Annotated in this window: 13 protein-coding genes; 6 read left to right on the top strand and 7 right to left on the bottom strand. The window is 70.8% G+C overall.

Annotated elements, in window-relative coordinates; genetic code table 11:
* The first annotated feature begins 102 nt into the window (after window positions 1–102).
* Together ACZ60M_RS06785 and ACZ60M_RS06780 are read left to right on the top strand one after the other, a co-directional pair.
* A complete protein-coding gene (locus tag ACZ60M_RS06785) occupies window positions 103–1707 on the top strand; it encodes an alpha/beta hydrolase (protein WP_465415447.1) in 1605 nt (534 codons plus the stop codon).
* Window positions 1708–1938: 231 nt separating this feature from the next.
* Window positions 1939–2772, top strand: coding sequence for an undecaprenyl-diphosphate phosphatase (locus ACZ60M_RS06780; RefSeq protein ID WP_465415513.1), 834 nt, complete (start codon window positions 1939–1941; stop codon window positions 2770–2772).
* Between the two features lie 48 nt (window positions 2773–2820).
* Here ACZ60M_RS06780 and ACZ60M_RS06775 read toward each other — a convergent pair whose 3' ends face one another.
* From ACZ60M_RS06775 to ACZ60M_RS06760, 4 genes are all read right to left on the bottom strand, one after another.
* Window positions 2821–3747, bottom strand: coding sequence for a DMT family transporter (locus ACZ60M_RS06775; protein ID WP_465415446.1), 927 nt, complete (start codon window positions 3745–3747; stop codon window positions 2821–2823).
* A gap of 158 nt (window positions 3748–3905) precedes the next feature.
* The gene (locus ACZ60M_RS06770; protein WP_465415444.1) at window positions 3906–5051 is read right to left on the bottom strand and encodes a methionine aminotransferase; all 1146 of its coding nucleotides are present in this window, start codon (window positions 5049–5051) and stop codon (window positions 3906–3908) included.
* Between the two features lie 33 nt (window positions 5052–5084).
* Entirely contained in the window at window positions 5085–5441 is a 357-nt protein-coding gene (locus tag ACZ60M_RS06765; protein ID WP_465415442.1) for a YdeI/OmpD-associated family protein, read from the bottom strand.
* Between the two features lie 2 nt (window positions 5442–5443).
* Window positions 5444–5839, bottom strand: a complete 396-nt coding sequence (locus ACZ60M_RS06760; RefSeq protein ID WP_465415440.1) for a VOC family protein — start codon at window positions 5837–5839, stop codon at window positions 5444–5446.
* 85 nt (window positions 5840–5924) lie between these two features.
* Here ACZ60M_RS06760 and ACZ60M_RS06755 point away from each other — a divergent pair, with 85 nt between their 5' ends.
* Entirely contained in the window at window positions 5925–6887 is a 963-nt protein-coding gene (locus ACZ60M_RS06755; protein WP_465415438.1) for a helix-turn-helix transcriptional regulator, read from the top strand.
* Here ACZ60M_RS06755 and ACZ60M_RS06750 read toward each other — a convergent pair.
* On the bottom strand, window positions 6872–7186 hold the full coding sequence (locus ACZ60M_RS06750) for a cupin domain-containing protein (RefSeq protein ID WP_465415436.1): 315 nt from the start codon (window positions 7184–7186) through the stop codon (window positions 6872–6874). The two genes, ACZ60M_RS06755 and ACZ60M_RS06750, sit on opposite strands and share 16 nt — an antisense overlap.
* A 56-nt stretch (window positions 7187–7242) precedes the next feature.
* Between ACZ60M_RS06750 and ACZ60M_RS06745 the strand changes: the two genes are divergently transcribed.
* From ACZ60M_RS06745 to ACZ60M_RS06735, 3 genes are all read left to right on the top strand, one after another.
* Window positions 7243–7533 carry an ArsR/SmtB family transcription factor gene (locus tag ACZ60M_RS06745; RefSeq protein ID WP_465415434.1) on the top strand — a complete coding sequence of 97 codons (291 nt, stop codon included), beginning with the start codon at window positions 7243–7245 and terminating at the stop codon, window positions 7531–7533.
* 68 nt (window positions 7534–7601) lie between these two features.
* A complete protein-coding gene (locus ACZ60M_RS06740) occupies window positions 7602–8453 on the top strand; it encodes an NmrA family NAD(P)-binding protein (protein ID WP_465415432.1) in 852 nt (283 codons plus the stop codon).
* A 147-nt stretch (window positions 8454–8600) separates the two neighbouring features.
* Complete coding sequence (locus tag ACZ60M_RS06735) at window positions 8601–11027, top strand: S8 family serine peptidase (RefSeq protein ID WP_465415430.1); 2427 nt, start codon at window positions 8601–8603, stop codon at window positions 11025–11027.
* Window positions 11028–11072: 45 nt separating this feature from the next.
* On the opposite strand, the gene ACZ60M_RS06730 is transcribed toward ACZ60M_RS06735, so the two are convergent.
* The gene (locus ACZ60M_RS06730; RefSeq protein WP_465415428.1) at window positions 11073–12830 is read right to left on the bottom strand and encodes a glycoside hydrolase family 3 protein; all 1758 of its coding nucleotides are present in this window, start codon (window positions 12828–12830) and stop codon (window positions 11073–11075) included.
* Between the two features lie 11 nt (window positions 12831–12841).
* Complete coding sequence (locus tag ACZ60M_RS06725) at window positions 12842–14113, bottom strand: MFS transporter (protein ID WP_465415426.1); 1272 nt, start codon at window positions 14111–14113, stop codon at window positions 12842–12844.
* Window positions 14114–14239: the final 126 nt, after the last annotated feature.

Genomic DNA, 14239 nt, shown 5'->3' with positions numbered 1-14239 from the left:
GCGGCAATCACCTGAATCCATGCCGAACCGGACGCTACGGCCATAGAGTGCGTGCAGCACCCCACGGGACGCGGCTCTGCCGCGCGCGCAGAAGGAGTCGGCATGAAGCGAACGGCCACGCTCACCGCCGCGGCCGCGGTCCTCGCGGCGGCGGCGCTGGCCGCCTGCGGCGAGGACTACGACGGCAACGGCTCGTCGCAGGCCCGCAGCGGCGTCACCACGACCCAGGAGGAGGTCACCGGGGTCGACTGGGGCGCTTGCGACCTCGAGGCGATGTACGGCGACGCCGAGCTGGAGGCGGCGCAGGCCGAGTGGGCCGAAGCGCTCGAATGCGGGTCGATCGCGGTGCCTGTCGACTACGAGGACACCGGCGGCGACCGCGTCGCCCTCGCGATGGTCCGCCATCCTGCCTCCAACGACGGTGCGACTGGCGACCGCACCGGATCGCTCTTGATCAACCCGGGCGGCCCCGGCGGCTCGGGCGTGGAACTCGCCATGTCGCCGTTCCTGCCCAGCGAGGTGACGGCCGCGTTCGACGTGGTCGGCTTCGACCCGCGCGGGGTGGGCGCGAGCCAGAACCTCACGTGCGGCAGCGACGACGAGCTGGACGCCGCGCTCACCGAGGTGTACACACTGGACCCCGACGCGATCACCAGCGCCCAGGCCACGGCCCTCGACAACGGCGCCGAGACCCTCTCGGAGGGCTGCACGCAGGAGATCAAGGCGAACTTCCTGGCCAACATGGGCACTGAGAACGTCGCCCGCGACATGGAGGTCATGCGCAACGCGCTCGGCGACGACAAGCTCACCTATCTCGGCTACTCGTACGGCACCTACATCGGGCAGATGTACCTGTACCTCTACCCCGACAAGGTCCGCGCGATGGTCCTCGACGGGGTCATGCGCACCTCCGGTTCGGTGCTCGATCTCGCCGAAGGCCAGGCCACGGGCTTCGAGACGGCCTGGCACGACTTCGTCGCGTACTGCCTCACCGTCGACGGCTGCCCGTTCACGAGCGCGGACGCCTCCGACGCCGAATTGGAGGCGATCCTCACCGATGCCCAAGCGGCCGTGAACAACGAGCTCACCGTGGGGGACATGCTGAGCATGATCTCCGAGAGCCTCTACAGCGAGGCCAAATGGCCCGCACTGGAGAAGATCCTCGCCGCCGTGGACGCGGGCACGATCCGCGAGTGGCTGCAGCAGCTGGAAGACCTCGCTGACGCCGACGGCGCGTCCCGCCTCCAGCCCAGGCGCTTCCCGCCGCTCCCGCTGCCGCGCCGCGACAGCGAGGCGAACTTCTACGGCGTGCAGTGCGTCGACCGCGACAACCCGGACCAGTTCGACGACTACCAGAACGCCGCCGAGACCGCGTACGGCAACTCGGACCTGTTCGGCGCCAGCATCGCCTGGAGCTACCTGCCGTGCGCGTCCTGGTCGGCCTCCGAACCGGGCCCGGACTCGGTGAACGGCAAGGGCTCCCCGGAGGTCGTGCTCGTCGGCAACGTGGGCGACCCGGCGACGCCGTACGCGTGGGCCGAGTCGGTGTCGAAGGAGCTGGACAACGACGTCCTGGTCACGTACGAAGGCAGCGGCCACACCGCGTACGCCTTGGGCCACACCTGCATCGACGATCCCGTCACGGCCTACCTCGTGGACCTCGACGTCCCTGAGGACGGCCTGAAGTGCCCGCAGGAACTGAGCTAGCGAAACCGGCGTACGGGCCCGCGTCCTCTTAGGGCGCGGGCTCTGGCGCGTCTCACTCCCCGCCACGTGTGCCGACCGGTCACCGACCGCGTCTGGCAAGATGTCCCCCGTCGCGCCGGGAGCCGCCCGACGGCCCGTGCGACGCCTGACCGTCGATGTGACGAAAGAAGCGCCAATGCACACTTCCCCCTGCAGGACCCGTGCCCGGAAGGCGGTCGCCCCGTGGTCGACATGACCTGGTTCGAGGCCATCGTGCTCGGGGTCGTCCAGGGCCTGACCGAGATGCTGCCGGTCTCCTCCTCGGCGCACCTGCGCCTCACCTCGGCGCTGTTCTTCGAAGAGGACGCGGGCGCGTCGTTCACGGCGGTGACCCAGCTCGGCACCGAGACCGCGGTCCTCCTCTACTTCTGGAGGGACATCGTCCGCATCCTCGTGGCCTGGTGGAAGGGCCTGCGGGACAAGGAGCTGCGCGGCGAGACCGACTACCGGCTCGGCTGGTACGTCATCATCGGCACGCTCCCGATCGTGTTCTTCGGCCTGATCTTCCAGGACGCGATCCGCGACGGCGCCCGCAACCTGTGGCTGGTCTCGTTCAGCCTCATCTTCTTCGGCCTGCTGCTGGCCCTCGCCGAGCTCGTGGGCCGCAAGACCCGCACCTGGGACGACTTCCGGATGAAGGACGGCCTGATCCTCGGCTTCGCGCAGGCGGGCGCGCTCATCCCGGGCGTCTCGCGTTCGGGCGCGACGATGACGGCGGGCCTGTTCATCAACCTCGACCGCGAGGTCGCGGCCCGGTACTCGTTCATGCTCGCGATCCCGGCCGTGTTCGGCGCGGGCATCCTCAGCCTCGGCGACGTGTTCGACCCGGCCACGGAAGGCTCGGTGCCGAGCGGCGCGCAGATGCTCGTGGCCACGATCGTCGCGTTCGGCGTCGGCCTGGCGGCCATCCACTGGATGCTCAAGTGGGTCGCCAAGCACAGCGTGTTCATCTTCGTCTGGTACCGCTGCATCCTCGGGGTCGTCGTCATCATCATGCTGGAGACGGGCTTCCTCTCCGCCACCTAGCAGCGCAAGCGAACAGGGCCGGTCGCGAGACCGGCCCTGTTCGCGTCCCTACCGCCGGGACTCGGCCAGCGCGAGCGCCGTGATCGACCCGAGGAGGACGACCGCGCCCGCCACCGTTGCGAGCGTGAGCGGTTCATGCAGGAACGCGACGGCGAGGAACGCGGCCGTGACCGGCTCGATCAGCATCATCACCGAGGCGGTGGTGGCGCGGACGCGGGCGGCGCCCGCGAAGTACAGCGGGTACGCGAGGGCGGTGGTGAACGCCGCGAGGTAGCCGATGATCCCGAACGTCAGCACCGGGTCGCCGGTGGAGGGAGTCAGGCCCTCGAACCAGGCGGGGAGGAACAGGAGTGCCGCGCCGATGCCGAGGGACCACATGGTGAGCGTGAACGGGTCCTCGCCGTCGCTGCGGCGGCCGGTGGCGCGGCCCAGGAGCGTCACGGCCGCGTACCCGGCAGCCGAGAGCAGCGAGAGCGCGACCCCGGCCGGGTCGATGACGCCGCCGCCGTTGCCGAGGACGAGGACGCCGAGCCCGGCGACCGCCCCGGCGACGGCGAGCGCGCCGCCGCGTCCGAGCCGTTCACCGAGGAGGATTCGGCTCCCGAACGCGGTGAGGATCGGCCCGGACCCGAGTGTGAGCAGCGTGGCCGCCGCGACCCCGGTTGCTTCGACGGCCGCGAAGTACGCGGTCTGGAAGACCGCCATGCCGGCACCGACGCCAGCGAGGAGCGCGAACCGGTGCCGCATCCTGGTCGTGGTGCGGGGCCTGCGGCGGATCGCGGCGACGGCGAGGAGCAGCACGAGGCCGCCGAGGTGGCGCCAGAACGAGACGGCCGAGGGGCCGAGATCGCCTGCGCGGTAGACGAGTTCGGCGGCGGCGCCGGTGGTGCCCCAGGCGAGGCCGGTGACGGTGAGGTAGCCGAGGCCGCGCCGGGCGGCGGGCACGGCAGGACGGACCGTGGTGAGTGCGGACATGCGTTTTCTCCAGCAGGGAGCGAGTGGTCAGGTGCTCTCGTCTGCGGGCATGCCCGGAACGCGCACCGGTTCAGGAACCGATGCGCTGCAAGGAATCAGAGGCCCGCGCTAGGAGGCGGGCGGGGCAATGCCGTTGCGCATGGACGCCACCCTACCGGTCAGGCCAGGCCCCTCGCCAGCCGCTCGAGCCCCTCCTCGATCACGTCGAGCCGCTTGCAGAACGCGAACCGCACCTCCGGGCGCGGCGCCTGGTCGAGGTAGAACACCTGGTTGGGGATGGCGACGACCCCGCACCGCTCGGGCAGTTCGAGGCAGAACTCCATGCCGTCCTCGTACCCGAAGGACGCGACGCCCGTGGTCACGAAGTAGGTGCCTTCGGGCTCGTACACGTCGAAGCCGATGCCTTTGAGCCCGGCCACCATGAGGTCGCGCCGCTCCTGGTAGCCCGCAACGTAGTCGCGGTAGAACCCGTCGCCCGAGGCCAGCGCGGCCGCGATCCCGTACTGGAACGGGGTGCCGGACGCGAACGACAGCCACTGCTTGACGTCCTTCACGCGCGCGACCAGGTCGGCCGGGCCGGTCGCCCACCCGATCTTCCAACCGGTGACCGAGAACGTCTTCCCGGCCGAGCCGATGCTCACCGTGCGCTCCCACATGCCCGGCAGCGACGCGAGCGGCACGTGCTCGCGGCCGTCGAACACTAGGTGCTCGTACACCTCATCGGTCACCACGATCAGGTCGTGCGCGACCGCGAGCGCGGCGACCGCCTCCAGCTCGTCGCGGTGCAGGACCGTCCCGGTCGGGTTGTGCGGCGAGTTGACGAGGAGGAGCTTGGTGCGCTCGGTGACGGCTTCGCTAAGGCGCTGCTTGTCGAGCCGGTAGTCAGGCGCTTCGAGCCGCACCGGCACGAGCGTCCCGCCCGCCATCGCGACCGCCGCCTTGTAGGAGTCGTAGCTCGGTTCGAGCGCGATCACCTCGTCGCCGGGGTCGACGAGCGCGAGGATCGCGGCGGTGAGCGCCTCGGTCGCCCCGGCAGTGACAGTGACGCCCTCGTCCGGGTCGGGCGCGAGGCCGTACCAGCGCTGCTGGTGCTCGGCGATCGCATAGCGCAGTTCGGGAATGCCCGCGAGCGGCGGGTACTGGTTGTGCCCCGCGCGCATCGCGGCAGCGGCCGCTTCGATGACGTGCGCGGGCCCGGACTCGTCGGGGAAGCCCTGCCCGAGGTTGACCGCGCCGTGGCGCTGCGCGAGCGCCGACATGTGCGTGAAGATCGTGGTCTGGGGCCGACGGCCGGGTCCGTTCATGGTGCCTCCTCGAAGAACCCGGCCATCATCCCACTAGTCAGCGTCAGGCCAGCGTCCCTCGGCCTTCGCACGCTCGATCTCGGCGATCCCGGCGGGCCGCATCCGGCCCTCCGCGATCAACGCCTCCGCGATGCCCCGGTTCCGCTTCGACCACGGGCTGCGCTTCGTGCGCGGCGAATACCGCTGCAGGAACGAGTCGCCGTCGAGGCTCTTGCGGTGGCCGTCGATCCACCCGAAGCACAGGGCGGCCTCGAGCGCGGGCCCGATCCGCAGCCGCCCCTCAGGCGAGCGCTCCTTGCCGATCCGCAGCCACACCGACCCCTCGTCCCGGTGGTGGGCCTGGAGCCAGGCCTCCCACTCGGCGCGGTCGGCGAGATCGAGGTACTCCACGGTCAGGACCTCGCCGCGAGCATGTCGACGTAGTGCTTGTTGAACATGACGGCGAGGACGTTCCCGAACGGGTCGACGAACGAGGCCGTCTCGAACCCCTCGCCGCGCACGATCTTCGGCTCGTACTCCTTGGCGCCCATGGCCGTCAGCTTCTCAATGCTCGCGTCGAGGTCGTCGACCTGCCAGTACGCGATCGCGCCGCCGGGCCCGGCCGTCATGTCGTGCGGCGCCCACTCGGCCTGCGCGATCCCGATCTCGTGCTGGTAGTCGCCTACGCGGAACTCGATGTACCCGGGCACCCCGAAGTACGGCTCGACGCCGAGCAGTTCGGTGTACCAGGCCTTCGCGGCCTCGAGGTCCTCGGCGAAAAAGCTGATGGTGCTGAACCCTCGCAACATTGACTGTCTCCTTCGTTGTCGTTGAAGACCAAGCTATGGCCCATTGCGGAAGATTTGCTTCCGCAATGGGTGAGAGAATTCGGGAATGTTGGAGACTTCGGCTCGGCTGCTGCGGGTGCTCGCGTTGCTGCAGACCCAGCGCGACTGGACGGGCGCGGCGCTCGCCGAACGCCTCGAGGTGTCGACGCGGACCGTGCGCAGCGACATCGACCGGCTGCGGCAGCTCGGCTACCGCGTCCACTCGGTGACCGGCAGCGCTGGCGGCTACCGGCTTGAAGCCGGGAACGCCATGCCGCCCTTGCTCCTGGACGACGAGGAAGCAGTCGCGGTCGCCATCGGGCTGCGGGCGGCGGCTGCGGGTTCGGTGGCCGGGATCGAGGAGACCTCGCTGCGGGCGCTGGCGAAGCTGGAGCAGACGATGCCCTCGCGGCTGCGCCATCGGATCGACGTGCTCAGGTCGGCCACGGCCTCGGCCACGGGAGCCGGGCCTACTGTGGACGCCGAAGTGCTGACGCTGATCGCCGAGGCCGTGTACCGCTGCGAGCAGCTGCGGTTCGACTACCGCGACCGGGCGGGAGCGGAGACCAGGCGGCGGGCCGAGCCCCACCGCCTGGTCTACACCGAACGCCGCTGGTACCTCCTGGCCTGGGACGTCGACCGGGCGGACTGGCGCACCTACCGGGCCGACCGAATCCTGCTGCGGACGCCCAACGGGCCCCGGTTCACACCGAAGGACCCGCCGGAAGAGGCCGTTGCGCATGTACTGCGGGGCCTGGGCCATAGCGCCTGGAAACACCAGGTCGTGATCCGCGTGCAGGCCCCCGTCGAGCGGGTCGCCGCGATGCTGCCGCCGGGGAGCGGGCTCCTGGAGCCGGCGGGGGAGTCGGAATGCCTGTGGCGCACCGGGAGCGACTTGCTGCGGGACCTCACGAACTACGTCACCGCACTCGGTATTCCGTTCACGGTCGAAGACTCGCGGGAGTTCCGAGACCACCTGCGGGCGCTGGCCGCCCGGTACACGGCGGCGGCCGCTCAGCCCTCGGGGTAGAACACGAACAGCCGGCACCCCTCGACCGACTGCGGCACGTGGCTCGACCCGGCCGGGCAGTGGATGAACGACCCGGCGGGGTAGTCGCGCACGCCGTCGTTGAACACGCCCGACACGACGAAGACCTCCTCCGGGCCGGGCTCGTGGACGTCGATGCCGGGCCACACCGCGCCCGCCGCGATGTCGACGACGTAGGCCTTGCGCCCGGGCGGGCCCTGCCACAGCTCGCGCAGGGTGATGCCGTCGGTGAAGCGCTGCGCGGGAACCTCGTCGGTGTGCGTCCAGACCATCGCGGTCATGCGTCCTCCATATATCAGTGATTGATGATATGAAGGCAACGTATCATGGATGCCTGATGGATTACAACGACGTGGACGACCGCCTGTTCGACATCGGCCGGGCCCTGGGCTGCCGCATCCGGTTGGCGCTCCTGCACACGCTCGCGACCGGCGACGCCGCGGTCGGCGAGCTTGTCGAGAGCACCGGTGCTTCGCAGTCGAACGTGTCGAACCACCTTGCGGTGCTTCGGGAAGCGGGTCTCGTCGCGGCCGACCGCGCGGGCCGTTCGATGCGCTACCGGCTCGCCTCTCCGCGAGTCGGGGACCTCGTCCGGGCGCTCGGCGCGGTTCGCGACGCGGCGCCGTAGACGCATGCGCATGGATCGTGGCGTCTGAGCGATGGGCTCTGTGTCTTCGGTCGAGTTGACTGGGGGACATGAGCAACGAGAACGAAACCATCCTGGTCACCGGCGCGACCGGCAAGGTCGGCCGCCGCCTTACCGAGCAGCTTCGTGAAGCCGGGCACCGCGTCCGCGCGGTCTCGCGCAGCACCGAGATCCGGTTCGACTGGCACGACGAGTCGACGTGGGCCGCCGCCTTCGAGGGCGCCAGCGCCGTCTACCTGATCCCGCCGGACGAGCCCTTCCCGGCCGAGGCGATCGTCGCCGCCGCAGTGAAGGCGGGCGTGCGCCGCCTGGTCTCGCAGTCGGGCCGCCGCATCCACGTGCTCGCCGAAGCGGCCGGGGTCGGCCCCGAAGTGATCGGGATGTACGCCGCGCAGGAGGCCGTGAAGGCCTCCGGGGTGGAGTGGACCGTGCTGCAGGCCAACAACTTCAACCAGAACTTCAGCGAGGGGGACATGCTGCAGGCGATGCTTGACGGCGAGCTCTTCTTGCCGGTCGAAGACACGGTCGAGCCGTTCATCGACACCGCCGACATCGCGGCCGTCGCTGCTGCCGTTCTGACTGAAGACGGCCACAGCGGGAAGGTCTACGAGCTCAGCGGTCCTGAGGCGTTGAGCTTCCCTGCGGCGGTCGAGGCGATCGCCCAAGCCAGCGGTCGATCGATCGAGTTCCAGAACGTGAGCCCCGAGGACTACGCCGCCGCGCTGCGGGCCGAGGGGCTGCCCGATGACCTGGTGTTCTTCCTCGATGTGATGTACCGGATCATGCGCGAAGGCAAGATCGGCGACGTCGCCGACGGCGTCGAGCAAGTGCTCGGTCGCAAGCCGGTTGCTTTTGCCGACTGGGCGAACCGGGCAGTCGAAGAGGGAGCTTGGTCCAAATAGGACCTTGAGCGGGCCGGGCCTCAGGTGATCGTCACACCGCGGGGCCCGGTCGCCCGTTTTGGGGGACCCTACGCACCGTGATCGAGGCGTAGCCTGGAAGGCAGCCGCCCGGTGCACGCGGCATTCCCCCTCCCGAAGAAGGCCTCCATGTCCAGACTTCTTGTGACCCTTCGGCACACCGACGACCGCGACACCGCCCTCGGCACTGGAGTGGAACTCCTCGCCGAATACCCCGACCAGCTCCTCGTCGCCGGCACGCCCCGCCAGGCCCGCGACCTCGCCTCCAGGGGCCTGGAGACCACGCCCCTGCCCGAGCAGCCCGTCCAGACCGCCGGGGCCAGCTTCCAGTTCGCCGCCGCGCTCGACGCGCAGGCGGCCGTCACGCTCGCCCCCGAACCCGGCCGCACCGCCTACTGGCTCGTCAAACTCGTCGGCCCGCCCACTGCCGCCTGGCTTGACGAATTGACCGAAGCGGGAGCGGACCTGCACGGCTCCCTTTCCGGGTTCACCCTTCTCGCCGGGTTCCTTCCCGAACGCGCCGAAGCGGTCCGGGCCCTTGCGCACGTCGACGAGGTCACCCCGTACCGCCCGGCCATGAAGGTCTCCCCGAAGCTCCATCCCGCGCGTCGCCGCGACCTCGACGCCGCCTCCCTCGCGGCGGTGGACCCTGACGACTTCGCCGATGAGGGCCCGCAGATGGTCGAGGTCGCCGTCTTCCCCGGTGAGGACACCGGCGCGCTGGCCCGCCGCATCCGGGACGCGGGCGGCTCGGTGTTCACCGCCCTCCCGAAGTCGCTCGTGGCGAGCGTCCCGCGCCCGGTGATCGCCGAGCTCGCCGATCTCGAAGGCGTGCAGGCGATCGTGCCGTACGCGTTCTCGGTGACGAGCAACGACCAGGCCGCCGCGATCATGGGCGTCCCGGCCGACCACCGCTTCGGGGACCTGCCGCTCGCGGGCGCCGGGCAGATCGTGGCCGTGGCCGACTCGGGGCTCGACAACGGCGACATCGAGACCGTCCACCCCGACGTGCGCGGCAGGATCAGTGCGATCACCTCGTGGCCGACCCGGAAGGTCCTGGCGCCCTTCACGAACGACCCGCCCGGCCACGACGACGGCCCGGCCGACACCGACTCCGGGCACGGCACGCACGTCACCGGCTCGGTCCTCGGCGACGGATCGGCCGCCCGCCAGGCCGGGGCCGGGCCGGTCCCGGCCGGGATCGCGCCCGAGGCGACCCTGTTCTTCCAGGCGATCAACCAGCGGATCAGGTGGAAGTCCCGCGCGGAGCTCGCGGCGGCAGGCCTGCAGCCGTTCACGTTCCCCTGGCCGCCGCCGGCTTCGGGCCTGTACGGCATCCCCGGCGATATCGGCGAGCTGTTCGCCGAGGCCTACGAGGCGGGCGCGCGCGTCCACACCAACTCGTGGGGCGCGCCGCTCGCGGGGGAGTACGGGCAGAACGCCCGCGCGGTCGACGAGTTCATGTGGACGCACCCGGACATGCTGGTGCTCTTCGCGGCCGGGAACGACGGCCAGGACGCCGACAGCGACGGCGTCATCGACCCCGACTCGATGGGCTCGCCCGGCACCGCCAAGAACTGCCTCACGGTGGGCGCCAGCGAGAACCTGCGCCCCAGCGGCTCCGAGCCGCCGCCGGGCATCGACCGCAACTGGAGCCAGCTGGGCCGCTACCCGAAGCTCGGGGAGGCCGGGCACGTCTCCGACGACGCCGACGGCATGGCCGCGTTCTCCTCGCGCGGCCCGACCGACGACCTGCGGATCAAGCCCGATGTGGTGGCGCCGGGCACGAACGTCCTCTCGATGCTCACCTCGGTGTACGCCGGGGACGACGAGCCGCTGTGGGGCCGCCTGCCCGAGGGCCACCCGCTGCGCGAACGCTACTGCTGGAGCGGCGGCACGAGCATGGCCACGCCGCTGTGCGCGGGCGCGGCGGCCCTGGTGCGCCAGCACCTCGCCGCGCAGGGCCACGTGGAGGACGGCCGCCGCCCTTCCGCCGCATTGCTGAAGGCGCTCTTGGTGAACGGCGCGGTCGCGATGCCCGGCCAGTTCACTGGTGAAGTCCCCGAGGGACCGAACCCGGTGAGCGGCTTCGGGCGCATCGACGTGGCCCGCGCCGTCGGCTCAGCGGACCGCAGCCGGTTCGCGGACGCGCCCGCCGACGCGGTCGCGACCGGGGAGATCCGCCGCTACCGGCTCGAGGCCGCCGATCCGGCACAGCCGTTGAAGGTCACGCTCGTGTGGACGGACGCACCCTCACTGGAGGGCCTGGGCGGTCTGGTGAACGAGCTGTACCTGCAACTGGAGACGCCCGGCGGGGAGGTCGTGAACTGGGACGCGAACCCGGCCACGCGGGTCACGAACAACGTCCAGCAGATCACCGTCGCCGCCCCTGAGGACGGCGTCTACACCGTGCGCGTGCGGGGCGTCTCGGTCACGCAGCACGCCCCGGGCGCGGCCCCCGGCGGCCTGCGGCAGGATTTCGCGCTGGCCGCCTCGAACAGCGTGGTCGAGGGCGACGGCGATGCCGCGCTCGCACCGATGTCCGCCTCCCGGTGACACGAGGACGGCGGGCCCGCGCGGGGTCCGCCGTCCTCATTCGACCTAATACGACAGGCCGTGCCCGAACCTGAAGAGCGGGTCGGCGGTGTCGAACGGGACGTCGGGGCGGCTGGCCTCGACGGCCTTCATGCTCGAGGGGATGTCGAACGGCAGCTTGCCCTTCGGTTCGGCCGCGCCGGTGAGCACGTCGAACAGCGCCCGCGGGTTGGTGCCGTAGTTGCCGGTGACCGCTGCGGCCGCGTCGACGACCGGGCCGAGGATCGCGGGCCGGTCGAGGAACACGTCGACCACCGTGGGCACCGAGGCCGCGACGGCGTTGAGGTGCTCGACCACGTCGGCCGGGAAGTCGAGCGACCCGGCGTGGAAGAAGTTCTCGAACATCGTCTCGCGCTGCTCGTAAGGGGCCTGGAGCCGGATCACGGCCGCGTCCGCCTCTTCGGGTGTCGCGACGACCTGGCCGTACTCGGCGGCGACCTCGGGGTCGACGCCCTCGACGTACAGCTTCAGGCCCGCCTTGAGCGGCAGGGTCCCGTCGTTGCTCAGCAGCGTCACCGAAGCCCGTTGGGCCGCTTCGCCTTCGGCGCGGAACCCGGCCGAGCCGACCAGCGACACGGCCGCTTCGACGTCCACCAGCGGCCGGTCGAAGAGACCGAGCACGAACTTCTCGCGCAGGAGCCGCCGCGCCGAGACGTCAAGGCGCGCTTCGCTGATCTCGCCGGACCGGACGATCTCGACCAGCAGCTCAGGGATGGCCTCCCCGCCGAACTGGTCGGCGCCCGCGTCCAGGATCTTGATCATCCGCTCGCGCGGCGACAGGTCCTCGACGCCCCACGCGCGGGCCGGGAACGGCTGGCCCATGATCTCGCCGTCGCTGACCAGGCCCCAGTCCGTGCAGACCACACCGTCGAAGCCGAACCGCTCGCGCAGCAGCCCGGTGATCACCGACTTGTTGAACCCGAACCCGACCTCCTCGTGCTCGGTCCCGACGGGCATCCCGTAGTACGGCATGATCTGCGAGACCCCGGCCGCGAACGCGGCCTCGAACGGCTTCAGGTGCAGCTCGAACTGCCCGCCCGGGTAGACCTGCTCGCGCCCGTACGCGAAGTGCGGGTCCTCGCCGTCGAGCTGCGGGCCGCCGCCGGGGAAGTGCTTCGCCATGGCCGCCACCGACTCCGGGCCGAGCTCGGCGCCCTGGAACCCGCGGATGTAGGCCGCGCCGAGGCGCGAGACCAGGTCCGCGTCCTCGCCGAACGTCGGCAGCTGGCGGGCCCAGCGCGGCTCGGTCGCGAGGTCGATCTGCGGGTGCAGCGCGACGCGCAGCCCGATCGCGGTGTACTCGCGGCGCGCGATGTCCCCGAACCGCTCCACCAGGGCCTCGTCGCGCAGCGCGGCGAAGCCCAGCATCTCGGGCCATTCGGAGAACGCGTGCGTGTTGAGCGCGGCGAGCGGGTTGTCGCTGAACGAGTGCCGCGGGTCGGTCGAGAGCGTCACCGGGATGCCCAGGCGCGTCCCGGCCGCGAGCTCCTGGAGCCGGTTGTGCCACTTCGCGGCCGCCTCGGCCGAGGGGAGTCCGCCGAGGACGTTGAAGTGGTTCATGAGCCGCCCGCCGACGTACTCCTCGTTCGACGGCAGCCCGAACACCGGGTCGGGCCCGGCCAGTTCGCCGTCCTCGCCCACCGTGATCATGGTGTGGAAGAACAGCCCGGCCTTCTCTTCGAGCGTCATCTGCCCGAGCAGGATCTCGACGCGGTCCCCGACGGGCAGCGACGCGTCGCGGTAGCGGGTGTCGATGTCGTTCATGCGGTGCTCCCTTACTTGACAGACTTGATGCGGTACACCAGGACCGCCCCGGCGAGCGCGGTGAGCGCGCCGAAGAGGTACCAGAGCGGGTAGCCCCCGAGCGGGGTCGCGTTGCCGAGCGCGAGGATCGCGGGCGCGATCGCCGGGGCCAGGGACTGCGGCAGGGCGTTGGCCATGTTGAGGACGCCGAGGTCCTTCGCGGTGTCCTCCGGGTTCGGCAGCACCTGCGTGGCGAGGGCCAGGTCGACCGAGAAGAACGCGCCCGCGCCGAGGCCGATGACGCCCTGCGCGGCGATGACCATCCCGGTGGTCGGCGCGAACGCCAGCATGACGAGGCCCGCGACCATGACGAGCCCGGCGAACGCGACCGGTGCGCGGCGGTTGCCGAGCTTGTCCGAGACGATCCCGCCGATGGGGCTCGACGCGGCCATCGCGAGCATCGAGGCCACGTTCGCCAGGAGGATCACGCCGATCGCCTCCTGCTCGTTCAGCGCGAACTTGTCGGTGAGGTAGTACGGCAGGTACGAGGCGATCCCGGCGTACCCGAACATGACCAGGAACTTCGTCAGCCAGGTCCACCCGAAGTCGGGGTGCTTGACCGGGTTGAACACGAACGAGCCGAGGAACTGCCGGACCGTGAACCGCTCGGCGGGCTTCTCGGCCAGGACCCGGTCCTTGAGGCTGAACGCGAACAGCAGGCACAAGAGCACGGCGAGGGCGCCGGGGACGGTGAAGCGCAGCAGGTCGCCGTCGATGAAGTTCACCAGGAACGAACCGCCGAGGATGCCCAGCGGCGTGGTGATGCCGACGATCCCGGAGGTCTTGCCGCGCCGCTCGGCGGGCACCTGGTCGGGCAGGGTCGCGTTGGCGGCGGCCATCACCGCGTTCAGCGCGGTCTGGGCGACGCACCAGCCGAGGAGGACCAGCCACACGGAACCGGAGACGCCGATGAGCGCGAGGGCGAGGAGGCCGGTGACGGCGCCGCCGATGATCCACGGGCGGCGCATGCCGAAGCGGGAGGTGGTGCGGTCGGAGAGGCGGCCGACGAGGGGGTTGGCGATGAGGGCGAAGAGGGCGCCGACGCCGAGCACGAGGCCGAGGGCGCTGGCGGCGGCTTCGGGGGTGGCGGTGATGTGGTCGATCTTGAAGGCCATGGAGACCATGACCGGGGTGAGGATCGCGACGTAGATGCCGAAGTTGGCTCCGGCGAGGGCGAAGGGGTAGGAGCGCGCTTCGCGGGCGGGAGCCGCGGGCGCGGCCACGGGGGCTGACAACTCTGTCATGGCACTGACCTTTCAAGCTGGGGCAACGGTGCCCTGCGATGGACTGTAGCTCGAATCCTGACCGAGTGGTTAGCTTCTTTGGCTCACAATTTTCGAACGAACGGTTAGGATTGGCCCCGCGGCCAG

Source organism: Glycomyces sp. NPDC050141 (genome assembly GCF_055586545.1).
The sequence above is the reverse complement of the archived record's forward strand: the minus strand, read 5'-3'. Positions and strand labels throughout refer to the sequence as shown.